The sequence below is a fragment of the Undibacterium sp. WLX3042 genome (assembly GCF_049544825.1).
Taxonomy (GTDB): Bacteria; Pseudomonadota; Gammaproteobacteria; order Burkholderiales; family Burkholderiaceae_D; genus Undibacterium.
The window spans coordinates 2,307,522-2,323,691 of sequence record NZ_CP186698.1; the positions used below are offsets into that span (position 1 = coordinate 2,307,522).

Sequence of the window (16,170 nt, forward strand, 5' to 3'; positions counted from 1 at the left end):
TTAAAACGACGAATCTCTTAGGATTATTGATGAAAAAGAGGCGCGCGCTACATTCTGAGCCACACAGCAGGACACCGTATGTCATGATAGTGCATCAGACAGAATACTGAACTTATCCAAAATTTTGCAGGAGATCATGATGGGAATAGAAATTAATTTTGAAGGAAAAATCGCACTGATTACAGGTGCATCCAGCGGTTTGGGGGCACGCTTTGCGAAAGTGCTGGCGAAAGCTGGTGCGCAAGTGGTACTGGCTTCCCGGCGCGTCGAAAGACTGAAAGAATTACGCGCTGAAATTGAAGCCGATGGCGGTGCAGCTCACGTCGTCGCATTGGACGTAACAGATTATGCCAGCATCAAATCAGCGATCGCCCATGCTGAAACCGAAGCTGGACCTATCGACATTCTGATCAATAACTCAGGTGTCTCAACGACACAACGTCTGGTCGATGTCACACCAGATGATTACAACTATGTGATGGACACCAATCAACGGGGTTCATTCTTTGTAGCACAGGAAACCGCGAAACGGATGATCACCAGATATAAAGGCGATCAACGGAAGCAACACCGCATTATCAACATTGCTTCAGTCGCGGGGCTGCGCGTACTCCCACAAATTGGCATCTACTGCATGAGCAAAGCCGCAGTCATACACATGACGAAGGCAATGGCAGTTGAATGGGGAAAATACGGCATTAATGTCAATGCGATTTGCCCCGGATATATTTCGACGGAAATCAATCAGGAATATTTCGACACTGAACAGGGGCAAAAACTGATAGACATACTGCCGCGCAAGCGTGTCGGAACACCAGAAGATCTGGATGGACTGTTGTTATTGCTGGCTGCAGAAGAGTCGCGCTTCCTGAACGGCGCAATCGTCACAGCAGATGATGGAATGAGTGTGCAATAACCGATACCGGTTACCGGCTATATCTCTGTCAGTGAACTCGTATGAGCAGGACAACACTCCTGACCATACGAGTCGAAAAATTTCAACATCATCACTGAGACCGGAATAGCAAAAATGGTCATTTCCGACACGAGCATACTGTCAGTGGATGTAACCTGCCCATACATTGTCAACATGCGAAGCGCTAAACGATGGTCGCTGAATAAAACTTCAAAACTACCTTCCCCGCACCTGGAAAGTGTACGTAAGCAGCACCTATTAAGCAGATGCTGATCCAGCACACATCACAGTAAGTCAACGCATAATCCCCAACAGCTTATGCACGAGCTCACTTGATGTTGCGGCAGAAAATTTTCTCATCAGCTTAGCCCTGTGCATTTCAACGGTTCTCGGACTAAGTGATATCTGTCTGGCGATCAGTTTACTGGTTTTCCCCTCAACAAGAAGAGCTGCAATCTCTCTTTCTCTTGGTGTCAGTTCCGCGCTTACAGGGCGCTTTGCACTCAGGTCTTCAAATGTCCATATTCCTGCCGCGTGTGGATCATTTTTTAGCAACCCTCGTCCCGTTACATGGCACCAGAATAACTCCTGATTCGCTCTCTTCATGATGCGTTCGTCAGAATATGACCCCTTCGCATTCATGATGGGTGTGATGCGTGCGCCGGTTCGTTCAAACTCATCAGGACTGGGATAAAGTATCTGGAAAGACTGCCCAATCAGATCGTTTTTCTCATAGTTAAACATCTGTGCAAGATCATCATTGCAGGCACAAATTATACGGTTTTGAGACACACACATTCCTATCGGTGCTTGTTGGAAAATAATCTCAAAATCAATCGTGTGCGTCTCTATCATATGGCTATTCTTGTTCAGATGGATAAGGTAAATTTATTCAGGTAGTTTTACGGTATTGCGGAGTATAGCGCAGCATCTTATGCTGAGCTCTAATCTGAAAAAAGTAATACGCAATCAACCGCTATTCGTGTTGTTGCGAAAAAAAATGGATAAGTATTTCACTGAATATCTGCGAGGAGACAAATAATGAATAAGGAATACCCTGACGCAAAGGCCGCCCTGGCTGATGTAGTCAAAGATGGGCAGACGATTGCGGTAGGTGGTTTTGGTTTGTGTGGCATACCAGAAGCATTGATTGCAGCTTTGCGCGATTCTGGTGTCAAGGGATTGACCGCGATCTCTAATAATGCCGGAGTCGATGGCTTTGGACTTGGTCAATTACTGACAACACGCCAGATCAAAAAAATGATCTCGTCGTACGTCGGTGAAAATAAAGAATTTGAACGCCAGTATCTGGCTGGTGAATTAGAGCTCGAATTTACTCCGCAAGGAACGCTGGCAGAGAAGTTGCGCGCTGGTGGCTCCGGTATCCCAGCATTTTTTACGAAAACCGGCGTCGGTACTATCGTAGCCGAGGGAAAAGAAATTCGTGAATTCGATGGTCAGAAATATGTGATGGAAAGATCCCTGGTTGCTGACGTCTCGTTAGTTAAAGCCTGGAAAGCAGATAAGGCCGGCAACTTGGTCTATCGTAAAACGGCGCGTAATTTCAATCCTAACGTTGCCATGGCAGGGAAAGTCACTATTGCGGAAGTCGAAGTACTGGTAGAAACAGGCGATCTGGATCCGGACGAAATTCATACTCCGGGTATTTTTGTGCATCGTATCGTTGTCAATGCGCATCCGGAAAAACGCATCGAACAACGTACTGTGCGTCCGACTAAATAAAATACCAGGAGAACGAATATGGCATGGAATCGTGATGAAATGGCTGCGCGCGCAGCGTTGGAGTTGCAAGATGGATTTTACGTCAATCTCGGCATAGGTCTGCCTACATTGGTGGCTAACCATGTGCCAGCGGGCATGGAGGTCTGGTTGCAATCAGAAAATGGTTTGTTGGGAATTGGCCCATTTCCAACCGAAGATGAAGTTGACCCGGATCTGATTAACGCCGGAAAGCAAACAGTAACTACGCTGCCGGGATCTTCGATTTTCAGCTCGGCAGACTCGTTCGGAATGATACGCGGCGGTAAAATCAATCTCGCTATTTTAGGAGCAATGCAGGTCAGCGAAAACGGTGACCTCGCTAACTGGATGATACCAGGCAAAATGGTCAAGGGTATGGGTGGGGCGATGGATCTTGTCGCTGGTGTCGGTCGTGTCGTGGTTTTGATGGAGCACGTCGCAAAAGACAATGCACATAAACTGCTGAAATCCTGCAATCTGCCATTAACCGGCGTTGGCGTCGTCAACCGGATTATTACCGACCTGGGAGTGATTGATGTAATGCCTGACGGCTTCAAGTTAATTGAACTTGCTCACGGTATCAGTGTAGACGAAGTTGTCGCAAAAACCGAAGCTCGAATCGATACCAGCGCATTTCAATAAACAATCCTGCTGATTCAAAAGCGAAAAAAGCCGGCAAGAATTGAGCCGGCTTTTTTTATTTTCGATACCTGATAATTCATTTACCAGTGATCGTTCAGTATTTTTTCCAGCCAGAAAGTACCTATCACTGTTTTTACATCGGTAATCTTGCCTTCTCTCACCCATTTCAGCATTTCCGTTGGCGTGGCTGTAAAGGTTTCCAAAAATTCTTCATCATCTAAAGACGCCTGCCCGGCTGTTAATCCACGTGCAACGTAAATCTCCAGCCTTTCATCCGAATACGCGATTGCATTGTGGATAGTAAAGATATGCCGCCAATCAGTCGCGCTATAACCAGTTTCTTCACGCAGCTCTCTTTTTGCACAAATCAATGGATCTTCGCCAGCATCAATTTTACCTGCTGGAAATTCAATAAAAACACGATTCAGCGGATAGCGGAACTGACGTTCAAGCAAAACACTGCCATCATCAAATACGGGGATGATGACGACTGCTCCCGGGTGACGTATAAACTCCCTGGTAGCAACATTGCTATCAGGCAAAGACACTGTGTCCTTCTGGACCTTCAGAAAATCACCGGCATAAACCAGACCACCGCTGATCTTTTCCTCACGCAAATGCGCCTCCCCTGAAAGTCTATCAGTCACGCTGCCGCCTCAGATAGCGGAAGACAAATCCGGGAAACGCTAAAACCAGAAATAAAAAAGCGGTTATTGCGAAAAACTCCCATCCTTGCGGGAAGCGATTACCACTTCTGCTTTCCAAAAAAAAGCCGACAGCACCAATCAAAAAATAGAAAATAAGCAGCTCAAGCAAACGCACCCAAAATGGCTTAATAAAAGAAAAACGCCGTAACGCAAAAACTGCGAAACAGCGTTCATTCACAAAGGGTATGTTGGCAGCGATCACTGCCAACAATACGATGAGCCAGACGGAAGTCAGACTAGTCAAAAGAAACCAACCTTATGATGCGAGTGTCTTTACAACTGCATTCAAACATGCAGTCATCAAGCCACCTGGCACAATTCCAAGAATCAAAACAGCCAGTCCATTCAGACTCAGTACGAGGCGGACATCTACGCTAGGGCTAATTAAAGCGCTATCAGTCGCATCATCAAAGTACATCAGTTTAACAACACGAAGATAATAGAACGCTCCGATCAGAGAGAACAACACAGCGACGACTGATAACCATACCTGACCAGTTGCCATGACAGACTGCAATACAGATAACTTTGCGTAGAAGCCCATCAATGGCGGGATGCCAGCGAGCGAGAACATCAACAACAACATAACCAGAGCGAACCATGGTGAACGCTTATTCAGCCCTTTCAGATCATCCAGATTTTCTGCCTCAAAACCTGAGCGTGCCAGCAACATGATCACGCCAAAGGTACCCAAAGTGGTGAGCACATAGGTGATGCTGTAAAACAGCGCGGCACTGTAAGCATCCGCAGCAAGAGTGGTATTGCCGTGAGCGACACCGGATAACAGACCCAACAGCAAAAAGCCCATATGTGAAATCGTAGAATAAGCGAGCATACGCTTCAGATTGGTCTGGGCTATAGCAGTGAGATTACCAATTGCCATAGACAGTACAGCGAGGACAACCAGCATTTGCTGCCAATCTACCGCCTGAGAGAACAAGCCTTCGACTAATAACCTGAATGTCATAGCAAAGGCTGCTAATTTCGGCGCACCACCCAGTAACAATGTCACTGCCGTAGGGGCCCCCTGATATACATCGGGAACCCACATGTGGAACGGAACAACGCCTAACTTAAATGCCAGACCTGCTACGAGGAAGACAATACCAAATACCAGAATTGTCTTATTTGCAGTCGGAGAACTCGCTACCTTAGCGACTTCTGCTAATTCCAAAGAACCTGTCGCACCGTACAACATGGAAATACCGTAGAGCATGAAACCGGACGCGAGTGCACCCAGAATGAAGTATTTCATTGACGCTTCGGTTGATTGTGTATGTTCACGGCGCAACGCCACCAGTGCATACAGAGACAAGGACATCAGTTCCAAGCCAAGATAGATGATGAGGAAATTATTCCCCGAAATCATGATCATTTGGCCTAACAACGAAAACAAAGCTAAGACATAAAACTCGCCGCCCAACTTTCCATTTGTCATACCGCGATCGGATACGTATTGACGCGAATAAATGAAAGTTGCACCCACTGCTACGTAAGAACACAACTTCAGCAAAGTCGACATTGGATCGGAAACGAACATGTTATTCGCAACATAAGTTGAGCCGTCGCTATTTGAAGTCGAGATAGTCAGCGCACCACAAACAAACAACGCAAGTATGCTCATGACATATGTCAGATTACGTTTGTTATCAGGCAAAAACATATCAACCAGCAAAATAGTACAGATTGCCAGCAGCAAAAATATTTCAGGATAAAGTGGTGTGAAGTTCATATTATTCAGTTCTACTAGCATTAATCTGCTGTCACACAATTAGCGCAACGAAAATTGTCGACGGGCTTACTTGTCTATATCCTCAATCAAAGCGGTAACTTTGACGTCGCCACATGCTTCAAAAGATCAGTCACGGAAACTTGCATCGCGTCGGTAAATGGTGCTGGATACAATCCCATTACGATCACAGCGATCGCCAATACGCCTAACATAAAAAATTCACGTGCATTAATATCGCTCAGATGAGCAACATGATCATTAGTAATCTTGCCGAAGACAACCCGTTTGACCATCCACAAAGAATACGCTGCACCGAAAATCAACGCTGTTGCGGCCAGCATGCCAATCCAGAAGTTAAACTTTACTGCGCCAAGAATCACCATGAACTCACCAACAAAGCCTGAAGTTGCTGGCAAGCCGCAGTTCGCCATTGAGAACAGAACAAACAGCGCCGCAAATTTAGGCATGGTATTGACAACACCACCGTAGTCAACAATCTGACGCGAATGCACACGGTCATACAACACACCGATACACAGGAACATCGCACCTGAAATAAAACCATGTGAAATCATTTGCACAATCGCACCCTGAACAGACATGTCGTTAAACATGAAAAAACCCAGTGTGACAAAACCCATGTGCGCAATGGATGAATACGCGACCAGCTTCTTCATATCCGCTTGTACAAGTGCAACCAGGCCAATATAAATCACAGCAACAAGAGACAAAGTGATCATGAAGCCAGCCATATAGTGGCTTGCGTCCGGTGCGATAGGCAACGAAAAACGCAGGAAACCGTAAGCACCAAGCTTGAGCATGATTGCAGCCAACACTACAGAACCGCCTGTCGGTGCTTCAACGTGTGCATCTGGCAACCAAGTGTGCACTGGCCACATCGGTACCTTCACAGCGAACGCCATCAGGAACGCGCAGAAGATCGCAATCTGAGTCGACATCGGCAGAGGCAGTTTGTGCCAGACCAGGATGTCAAATGAATGACCAGCCTTAATATAAAGATAAATGATAGCAACCAGTGTCAGTAAAGAACCAAGCAATGTGTACAAGAAGAACTTGAACGCCGCATAAACGCGGTTCGGACCACCCCAGACACCAACGATGATATACATCGGAATTAGTGTCGCTTCAAAGAACACGTAAAACAACATGCCATCTAAAGCACAGAAAACACCGATCATCAGGCCAGACAGAATCAGAAAAGCCCCCATGTACTGGGCGACCTGTTTCTCGACAACTTCCCACGCAGCAATCACTACAATGACAGTAATAAACGCCGTCAATGGCACCAGCCACAGAGAGATGCCATCGATACCAAGTGAGTAGAAAATATTAAATTTCTCTATCCAGGCAAACTTTTCAACAAACTGCATACCATGTGCTGAATTATTGAAGTTAGTAATCAGCGGCACAGTGACGATAAAACTGGCCAAAGAACCAAGCAGAGAGACGCCGCGAACTAAACCACGGTTACTATCGCGGCCAAAAGCCAGAACAAAAATACCAAATGCGATTGGACACCAGATCGCCAGGCTGAGTAAGGAGGAAGTTGACTGCATCATGATTATATTTTTTTAGCCGAGGTCACTTATTTAGCAAAAGGGAATGGCATGAAATACACGAGGAATGCCAACACGCCTAATATCATTACAAAAGCATAGTGATAGATGTACCCGCTCTGGAATAAGCGAACAAGCTTCGAAAACCATCCTACCAGTTTTGCACTACCATTCACGACCAGTCCGTCAATCAATCCCTTATCACCGACGTTCCACAGCCCGCGCCCAAGGAAACGTGCTCCGCCGGCAAACACGATTTCGTTAAAGCGATCCATGTAGTATTTATTATCCAGCAGCGTATAGACAGCACTTGCATTCTTCTTGATGGCGGCCGGTATCGACGGCTTCACCATATAGAAGAAATAGGAAACAGCCACGCCTGCCAACGCCAGCCAGAATGGAGCTGTTGTCAAAGCATGAGTTGCCATTGCGACAGGACCGTGGAATTCATGTCTTAACTCTTCCATCGCATGGTGAGCTTCGTTGACAAAAATAACGTCTTTAAAGAAACTGCCGAAGAGCATAGGTTCTATTGCTATAAAACCGATGGCGACTGATGGAATTGCCAGCATCACCAGCGGGAACCAGACGACGAAAGGTGATTCATGAGGTTTTTGACCCGGAGCCAATCCGTGATGATGCTCATCATGATCATCCGCTGCGTGATGTGCGTCATGATGGTCATGTGCGTGACCAAAATTTTCTTTTCCGTGGAACACCAGGAAGTACATACGGAAGGAATAAAACGCTGTGACAAATACACCTGCTAAGACAGCAAACTGAGCAAAGCCAGAACCAGCAATGTGAGACGCCTGAACAGCCTCGATGATACTGTCTTTGGAGTAAAACCCTGAGAAGAAAGGAGTACCAATCAGCGCTAACGAGCCTAACAATGACGTCAGCCAGGTAATCGGCATGTATTTACGCAATCCACCCATGTTACGGATGTCCTGATCATGATGCATACCAATGATGACAGAGCCGGCAGCAAGGAACAGAAGTGCCTTAAAGAAAGCGTGTGTCATCAAATGAAATACAGCAACCGAGTACGCAGAAGCGCCCAATGCAACCGTCATGTACCCGAGCTGCGACAATGTGGAATATGCGACAACGCGTTTAATGTCGTTCTGGATAATACCGAGGAAACCCATAAACAGCGCAGTTATCGAACCGATCACCAAGATAAATGACAAAGCAGTATCCGACAATTCGAATAACGGCGACATACGAGAAACCATGAAAATACCAGCAGTAACCATGGTCGCTGCGTGAATAAGCGCAGAAATCGGGGTTGGACCTTCCATCGAATCAGGCAGCCATACATGCAGTGGAAACTGCGCAGATTTACCCATCGCTCCGATAAACAAACAGATGCATGCAACCGTAATCAGCATCCAGTCAGTTCCAGGGAAAATCAGTTTCGCAAGTTCTTCTTTTTTGGCGAAAACTTCTGTGTAATTCATCGAACCGGCATAGGCGAGCAACAAACCGATACCAAGTATGAAACCAAAGTCACCGACACGGTTAACCAAAAATGCCTTCATGTTGGCATAGACAGCCGTCGGTTTGGTGTACCAGAAACCGATCAGCAAATAAGATACCAGACCGACAGCTTCCCAACCGAAAAACAGTTGCAGGAAATTATTGCTCATAACGAGCATCAGCATGGAGAAAGTGAAAAGCGAGATATATGAGAAAAAGCGGTTATAGCCTTCATCTTCGGCCATGTAACCAACGGTATAAATATGCACCATCAGCGACACAAAGGTCACCACACACATCATCATCGCAGTCAGATTATCAACCAGAAAACCGACTTCTAGTTTTAAACCAGCTACCTGCATCCATTGATACAAGGTAGCGTTGTAAACTGGCGCACCATTCATCAAAGCGTTCAGTGTCATGCACGAAATAATGAATGCAACCAGCACACCGAGTATAGTCGCGGTGTGTGAAACTTTACGCCCTACGACGTTACCAAAAAATTTGGTGCCCAGTAAACCGGCAATGGCAGATCCTGCCAATGGAGCCAGAGGTACTGCTAATAGTAGTTGTGGGTTAAGTTGCCCCGCCATGATGACCCTTTTTTAGCTTATTACTTTTTTAAATCGCCAGCGAATGATGAGGAAGATGCATACTGCTTCCGCCCCCATGAAACATTATCCTTTGAGAGCGTCCAGATCTTCTACATTAATCGTATCCAGATTACGGAACAAGACCACGAGAATAGCCAGTCCAATCGCAGACTCAGCTGCAGCAACTGTAAGAATAAAAAATACAAAGATCTGCCCTGCCGCATCACCCAGATAATGAGAGAACGCAATGAAATTCATATTCACTGCCAGCAAATTCAATTCAATCGCCATCAGCAGCACGATAATATTTTTTCGATTCAAAAAAATACCAACGATAGAAATCGCAAACAGAATAGCGCCAAGTATCAGATAGTGTGTCAGTGTCAAAGCCATATCAGCCCTCTTGCTTTTCTGTCGATGAAGTTAAATTACGTTCGGATTCTGCTTTCATTTTTACAACGCGAACGCGATCAGCACTTCTCACTTTTACAGCTTTTGCCGGATCAAAATATTTAGTATCTTTGCGACGGCGTAAAGTCAATGCAACGGCTGCAACGATGGCAAGCAACAGAATTGCCGCTGCAATTTCAAACGCAAATGTATAACGGGTAAAAATTTCGATACCAAGATTTTTCGTGTTGCCTATGGTGTCAGCTGCGGCAGGTACATGGTTATCCGGACGTAAGAATCCACGCCATAAAACAGCAGACATTTCCAGGACGATTACGACACCGATTGTTGCTGCCAAAGGGAGGTGTCCCCAGAATCCGGCTCTTAACTTATCAATATCGATGTCCAGCATCATCACCACGAACAAGAATAAGACCATAACCGCACCGACATACACCAACACCAAAACAATGGCCAGAAACTCGGCTTTCAACAATAACCAGATTGCCGCAGCAGAGAAAAACGACAGCACTAAGAACAATGCGGCATGCACTGGATTACGGGCGGTAATCACCTGCGTCGCAGCTAGCACAAGAATCGCTGCGAAAACATAAAATAATGCAGTAGTAAATTCCATATTGAAACCGTTCTAATTAGCGATATGCAGCGTCAGCAGCACGAGCGGCTGCAATTTGTGGTTCATAGCGATCACCGACTGCCAGTAACATCTCTTTCGTAAAATAGAGATCGCCGCGCTTTTCACCGTGATATTCAAATACATGTGTCTCGACGATGGAATCAACCGGGCAGGACTCTTCACAGAAGCCGCAGAAAATACACTTGGTCAGATCGATGTCATAGCGAGTTGTCCGACGGCTGCCATCTTCACGCTGATCAGATTCGATCGTAATTGCCATCGCAGGACAGACGGCTTCACACAATTTACATGCGATACAACGTTCTTCTCCATTAGGATAGCGACGCAACGCATGCAAACCACGGAAACGTGGTGACTGCGGCGTTTTTTCTTCTGGAAATTGGACAGTAATTTTGCGGGCGAACATGTAGCGACCTGTCAATGCCAGTCCTTTTATCAGTTCGCGCAGCATCAGGCTGCCAAAAAAATCTTTGATTGCTTCCATCTTTTCAGCCTCTTACTTCCAAATATTCCATGAAGTTTGTATCCATGCGGCGACAAATACCAGGTACACCAGGGTTAAGGGAATAAACACTTTCCAACCCAAACGCATGATCTGATCGTAACGGTATCTCGGGAAAGAAGCACGAGCCCAGATAAACATAGAAACAACAACAAATGTTTTCAAACCGAGCCAGATCCAACCTGGAATCCAGTTCAATACGATGGAATTCAAAGGTGCATCCCAACCACCCAGGAACATCAGGGATGCCATTGTAGAAATCAGGATCATATTGGCGTATTCCGCCAGATAGAACATGGCGAAAGACATACCTGAGTACTCAACCATGTGCCCTGCGACGATCTCTGATTCGCCTTCAACCACGTCGAACGGATGACGGTTCGTTTCAGCAATCCCGGAAATGACATAGACAACAAACATCGGCAGCAATGGCAACCAGTTCCAGGACAGGAAATTCAAGCCCATCGAAGCAAAATGACCTTTTGTCTGAGAGTTAACGATGTCCGTCAGATTCAAACTTCCGGAGACCATCAGTACGATGACCAGAACGAAACCCATTGCAATTTCATAGGAAATCATCTGAGCGGATGCACGCATCGCCCCCAAGAACGAGTATTTCGAGTTAGATGCCCATCCAGCGATGATAATGCCGTACACCTCAACTGAGGTGATCGCCATGATCAACAATAAGCCCGCATTGACATTCGCGAGCACGACTTCAGGGCCGAAAGGAATGACAGACCACGCAGCCAGCGCTGGCATAATGGTCATAATAGGTGCGAGGATAAAAAGTACCTTATTAGCTTTTGCCGGGACAACAATTTCTTTCAGCAGCAACTTAACCGCATCAGCAATCGGCTGTAACAGACCTGCTGGTCCGACGCGGTTAGGACCAAGACGGATGTGCATCCAGCCTATCATCTTACGTTCCCACAAAGTAAGATAGGCAACGAGACCCATGATAGGAGCAACGACGCAAATAATTTTGATCAGATTCCAGACCAGAGGCCAGAAGTAGCCAAAGACACCCTGACCGAAAGTTTGTACAGTGAGCAGCCAATTCATTATGCACGCTCCACATTAATAGCACCGAACATACCGTCCAGCTTACTAGTCAGTACCGAACCTGCTGAAACCCGGACTACATTTTCAGGTAAAGATCCATCGATGCCAACATTCAACAGAATACTTCCGGCCTTCGTCACTTTCACCATATCACCAGCAGATACACCGATTTTTTCTGCCTGTGCCTTGCTGATCCATGCCTGAGGCGTACGTGCGTCTGCCGTTTTTTGCAATGATTCCGCTCTTCTTACGATAGCGTCAGTACTGTAAATGGCGACATCGGCGACACGCTCCAGACCTGCCGCAGACGCAGTCGCCAGCGCAGGTTTCAAAGCAGAAGTGTTACTCAGTTTCTCAATCACGTCGCTACCACCCAAAGCTTCATCGCGAATGGCCTCTGAAGTTTCGTAGTCAAAATTATCGAGGCCAAGCAAATTGCCTAAGACACGCAGAACTTTCCATGCTGGGCGTGTTTCTCCCAGTGGCTTGACTACACCATGGAAACTCTGAACACGTCCTTCGCAACTGACAAACGTCCCCGCCGTTTCGGTGAATGGAGAGACTGGCAATAAAACGTCTGCGTATTCGGCTCCGTGCTTGAACGGTGACATAACTACAACCATATCAGCCGCGGACAAGGCTTTCTCTGCCTGAAGCGGATTTGCACTGTCTAAAGCTGGCTCCGCGTGAAGCACAACGTACGCCTTCTTTCCTTCAGTAAATACTGGTTTAGCGTTGTTAGTTGGAATCGCATTTGCAAGATAGCCACCAACGGTGTTTGCAGCTTCCGTCAGGTAACCGAAATCTGCAGCAGTTTGCTCGGCAATCCACTGTGCAAGTGCGTGCAGGCGTGAGGCTTCCGGATGATACGAAGCGGTATTGCCTAAAAATACGCCGGCGTCGCCAGACAACAGGGTCGCTGCGATACTTTGAGCAAGTGCTCCAGCATCAACAGATTCCAGGCCCGCAGGTTTCGCGATCTCTTTTATAGTTGCTACGGCAACCGCTACCTCAGCAAGGAACTGAGCCCATAACGAAGGTGCCAGAATCGCTTTATTTGCTAACTTGATCAGCAGATCATCATCGGTTGCATTCAGCACACTGAGTTTCGTGCCCGACTTCACAGACTGACGCAGGCGCGCGGCCAACAATGGATGATCTTTACGCAAGAATGAACCGATAACGAATACATTCTTCAACTGCGCGAATTTAGTTATGGAAGTTCCCAGCCAAGGTTTAATACTTCCACTCAGTGCAAAATCAGACTGACGTAAGCGGAAGTCAACATTATCAGAACCGATGCCACGGATTATCCGTTGCAGCAGGAATAATTCTTCCACTGTAGAGTTTGGTGCTGCGACCGCAGCTACAGAATCAGCACCGTGTTCATGGCGAATATTACGCATGGCATGGGCAACATACTCCAGCGCTGTCTGCCAATCAGTCTCTTGCCATTGACCGCCTTGCTTGATCATAGGCTTAGTCAGACGCTCAGCACTGTTCACGCCCTCATAAGAGAAGCGGTCTTTATCAGAAATCCAGCACTCGTTGATCTCTTCGTTTTCGAAAGGAACAACGCGCATTACTTTATTATTTTTGACCTGAACAATCAGGTTAGAACCTAAACCATCATGTGCGCTGACTGATTTACGACGGGACAACTCCCAAGTACGTGCGGAATATCGGAATGGTTTCGATGTCAACGCACCAACCGGGCACAGATCAATCATGTTACCGGACAATTCTGAGTCAACAGTCTTGCCTACGAAAGAGGTAATTTCGGAATGCTCACCACGATTCAGCATACCCAATTCCATCACACCGGCAATTTCCTGACCAAAGCGAACACAGCGTGTGCAATGAATACAACGGCTCATTTCTTCCATCGACACCAGCGGGCCGACATCTTTGTGGAAAACAACGCGCTTTTCTTCTTCGTAGCGAGAAGTTGTACCGCCATAACCAACCGCCAAATCCTGCAACTGGCATTCACCGCCCTGGTCGCAAATCGGGCAATCCAGAGGATGGTTAATCAACAGAAATTCCATTACTGCTTTTTGCGCCTTCACCGCTTTATCGCTGTGAGAGCGCACGATCATGCCTGGTGTGACTGGCGTCGCGCAGGCCGGCAGCGGTTTAGGTGCTTTTTCAACCTCTACCAAACACATGCGGCAATTGGCCGCAATAGATAATTTTTTGTGATAACAAAAATGCGGGATATACGTGCCAAGCTTATTGGCAGCGTCCATCACCATACTGCCCTCTTGGACTTCGACTTTTTTGCCGTCTATTTCGATTTCAACCATGGTCTACTCTAAGTGTGCTAACCGAAGCTGGCTTACAGGTAAGTGGGAACCAAGCAATGCTTATGCTCGATGTGATATTCAAACTCTTCGCGGAAGTTCTTCACGAACGCACGTACTGGCATCGCTGCAGCATCGCCTAACGCACAAATCGTTTTACCCTGAATGTTGTCAGCGATGGAATTCAGCATATCCAGATCTTCTGGACGACCTAATCCATTTTCTATCCTGTGAACAAGACGATACAACCAGCCTGTACCTTCGCGGCAAGGCGTACACTGCCCGCACGACTCTTCAAAATAAAAATACGACAGACGTTCCAGCGATTTGACCATGCAACGGGTTTCATCCATGACGATGACGGCTCCGGATCCAAGCATAGAACCCGCCTTGGAAATCGAATCATAATCAAGATCCGTATTCATCATCACATCACCAACAATCACCGGTGCGGAAGAGCCGCCCGGGATCACTGCCTTGATTTTCTTTCCGCCACGCATGCCGCCCGCCAACTCAAGTAACGTGGCAAATGGCGTACCCAACGGAATCTCATAATTACCAGGCCGCTCAACGTCACCTGAAATAGAGAATATCTTTGTACCACCGTTATTTGGCTTACCAAGGGCAGCATAATTTTCACCACCCATGGCAAATATGAACGGTACTGCGGCAAATGTTTCGGTGTTATTAATTGTTGTCGGCTTACCATACAAGCCGAAACTGGCCGGGAACGGTGGTTTAAAGCGCGGCTGGCCTTTTTTACCTTCCAGCGATTCTAACAATGCAGTTTCTTCACCGCAAATATAGGCACCATACCCATGGAACGCATGCAATTGAAAACTAAATTCAGAGCCCGCAATATTGTTACCAAGCATCCCCGCTGCGCGCGCTTCCTCAATCGCTTCCTCGAAACGATCATAGTCAGCAAAAATTTCGCCGTGGATGTAGTTGTAACCGACAGTAATGCCCATCGCGTAGGCACCGATCGCCATACCCTCGATCAGAGCATGAGGGTTATAACGAATAATATCGCGATCCTTGAACGTACCAGGTTCGCCCTCATCGGTATTACAGACAAGATATTTTTGTCCCGGAAACTGACGTGGCATGAAACTCCATTTCAGACCAGTCGGGAAGCCTGCACCACCACGCCCACGTAAAGACGACGCTTTTAGCTCCGCAATAACCTGCTCAGGCGGAATTTTTTCAGAAAGAATACGTTTTAATGAAGCATAGCCACCGCGCGCTACGTAATCTTGCAAGTGCCAGTTTTTGCCATCCAGACCGGCAAGAATCAAAGGCTTGATATGGCGATTGTGCAGACTCGTCATTATTTACCCGCCTCTTTCAGTTCATTCACCAGTCCATCGATTTTTTCGTTCGACATAAAACTGCACATACGCTTGTTGTTGACCAACATAACAGGCGCATCGCCGCATGCTCCCATGCATTCACCCTCAACCAGAGTGAAGCGACCATCAGCGGTCGTCTCTTTGAAATCAATACCCAATTTCTGTTTCAGATGATGAGCCGCGCGCTCTCCGCCCGACAAAGCACAAGGCAAATTGGTACAGACGGTAATTTTGAATTTACCGACCGGCTTCGTGTTGTACATATTGTAGAAAGTCGCCACTTCCTGAACTGCAACGGCAGGCATACCAATATAGTCAGCTAAAGTCTGCATTACATCCGGGGAGATCCAGCCAGTCTCATCCTGTGCAATGGCCAAAGCGGCCATCACAGCAGACTGCCGCTGATCAGGAGGGAACTTTGCCAGTTCACGGTCAATTTTTTTAAATGCCTGCTCTGATAACACCATAGCTAATGCCTCTAATAAACGTC

16 protein-coding genes are annotated in these 16,170 nt (G+C 46.8%); 3 read left to right on the forward strand and 13 right to left on the reverse strand.

Features of this window, described 5'->3' with window-relative positions; translation table 11 throughout:
• Positions 1-139: 139 nt before the first annotated feature.
• Positions 140-916, forward strand: a complete 777-nt coding sequence (locus ACPAOP_RS10475) for an SDR family oxidoreductase (RefSeq protein WP_423678738.1) — start codon at positions 140-142, stop codon at positions 914-916.
• Positions 917-1,210: 294 nt separating this feature from the next.
• Here ACPAOP_RS10475 and ACPAOP_RS10480 read toward each other — a convergent pair whose 3' ends face one another.
• The gene (locus tag ACPAOP_RS10480) at positions 1,211-1,771 is read right to left on the reverse strand and encodes a LuxR C-terminal-related transcriptional regulator (protein WP_423707939.1); all 561 of its coding nucleotides are present in this window, start codon (positions 1,769-1,771) and stop codon (positions 1,211-1,213) included.
• 186 nt (positions 1,772-1,957) lie between these two features.
• On the opposite strand from ACPAOP_RS10480, the gene ACPAOP_RS10485 reads away from it, so the two are divergent.
• Together ACPAOP_RS10485 and ACPAOP_RS10490 are read left to right on the forward strand one after the other, a co-directional pair.
• Positions 1,958-2,659, forward strand: a complete 702-nt coding sequence (locus tag ACPAOP_RS10485; protein ID WP_423678736.1) for a CoA transferase subunit A — start codon at positions 1,958-1,960, stop codon at positions 2,657-2,659.
• An 18-nt stretch (positions 2,660-2,677) separates the two neighbouring features.
• Positions 2,678-3,319 carry a CoA transferase subunit B gene (locus ACPAOP_RS10490; RefSeq protein ID WP_423707941.1) on the forward strand — a complete coding sequence of 214 codons (642 nt, stop codon included), beginning with the start codon at positions 2,678-2,680 and terminating at the stop codon, positions 3,317-3,319.
• 80 nt (positions 3,320-3,399) lie between these two features.
• Here ACPAOP_RS10490 and ACPAOP_RS10495 read toward each other — a convergent pair whose 3' ends face one another.
• The 12 genes from ACPAOP_RS10495 to nuoE all read right to left on the reverse strand — a co-directional run bounded on the left by ACPAOP_RS10495 (position 3,400) and on the right by nuoE (position 16,147).
• Entirely contained in the window at positions 3,400-3,966 is a 567-nt protein-coding gene (locus ACPAOP_RS10495; protein WP_423678734.1) for an NUDIX domain-containing protein, read from the reverse strand.
• Positions 3,959-4,270: a DUF2818 family protein gene (locus ACPAOP_RS10500; protein WP_423678733.1), complete on the reverse strand. Its 312-nt coding sequence runs from the start codon at positions 4,268-4,270 to the stop codon at positions 3,959-3,961. Before ACPAOP_RS10500 ends, ACPAOP_RS10495 begins: the two co-directional genes overlap by 8 nt.
• A gap of 12 nt (positions 4,271-4,282) precedes the next feature.
• A complete protein-coding gene (gene nuoN, locus ACPAOP_RS10505; RefSeq protein WP_423707942.1) occupies positions 4,283-5,758 on the reverse strand; it encodes an NADH-quinone oxidoreductase subunit NuoN in 1,476 nt (491 codons plus the stop codon).
• An 86-nt stretch (positions 5,759-5,844) separates the two neighbouring features.
• Complete coding sequence (locus tag ACPAOP_RS10510) at positions 5,845-7,338, reverse strand: NADH-quinone oxidoreductase subunit M (protein WP_423678731.1); 1,494 nt, start codon at positions 7,336-7,338, stop codon at positions 5,845-5,847.
• A 26-nt stretch (positions 7,339-7,364) separates the two neighbouring features.
• Positions 7,365-9,410, reverse strand: coding sequence for an NADH-quinone oxidoreductase subunit L (gene nuoL, locus ACPAOP_RS10515; protein ID WP_423707944.1), 2,046 nt, complete (start codon positions 9,408-9,410; stop codon positions 7,365-7,367).
• 84 nt (positions 9,411-9,494) lie between these two features.
• Positions 9,495-9,803, reverse strand: coding sequence for an NADH-quinone oxidoreductase subunit NuoK (gene nuoK / locus ACPAOP_RS10520; protein ID WP_186885129.1), 309 nt, complete (start codon positions 9,801-9,803; stop codon positions 9,495-9,497).
• A gap of 1 nt (position 9,804) precedes the next feature.
• On the reverse strand, positions 9,805-10,437 hold the full coding sequence (locus ACPAOP_RS10525; protein ID WP_423707945.1) for an NADH-quinone oxidoreductase subunit J: 633 nt from the start codon (positions 10,435-10,437) through the stop codon (positions 9,805-9,807).
• Positions 10,438-10,453: 16 nt separating this feature from the next.
• Complete coding sequence (gene nuoI, locus ACPAOP_RS10530; protein WP_186885127.1) at positions 10,454-10,942, reverse strand: NADH-quinone oxidoreductase subunit NuoI; 489 nt, start codon at positions 10,940-10,942, stop codon at positions 10,454-10,456.
• 12 nt (positions 10,943-10,954) lie between these two features.
• Positions 10,955-12,025: an NADH-quinone oxidoreductase subunit NuoH gene (nuoH, locus tag ACPAOP_RS10535; protein ID WP_423707946.1), complete on the reverse strand. Its 1,071-nt coding sequence runs from the start codon at positions 12,023-12,025 to the stop codon at positions 10,955-10,957.
• Complete coding sequence (gene nuoG / locus ACPAOP_RS10540; protein ID WP_423707947.1) at positions 12,025-14,331, reverse strand: NADH-quinone oxidoreductase subunit NuoG; 2,307 nt, start codon at positions 14,329-14,331, stop codon at positions 12,025-12,027. Before nuoG ends, nuoH begins: the two co-directional genes overlap by 1 nt.
• Positions 14,332-14,363: 32 nt before the next feature.
• A complete protein-coding gene (gene nuoF, locus ACPAOP_RS10545; protein ID WP_423678726.1) occupies positions 14,364-15,659 on the reverse strand; it encodes an NADH-quinone oxidoreductase subunit NuoF in 1,296 nt (431 codons plus the stop codon).
• Positions 15,659-16,147 (reverse strand): NADH-quinone oxidoreductase subunit NuoE, encoded by a 489-nt coding sequence (gene nuoE / locus ACPAOP_RS10550; RefSeq protein WP_423678725.1) that lies wholly within the window; start codon positions 16,145-16,147, stop codon positions 15,659-15,661. Before nuoE ends, nuoF begins: the two co-directional genes overlap by 1 nt.
• Positions 16,148-16,170: the final 23 nt, after the last annotated feature.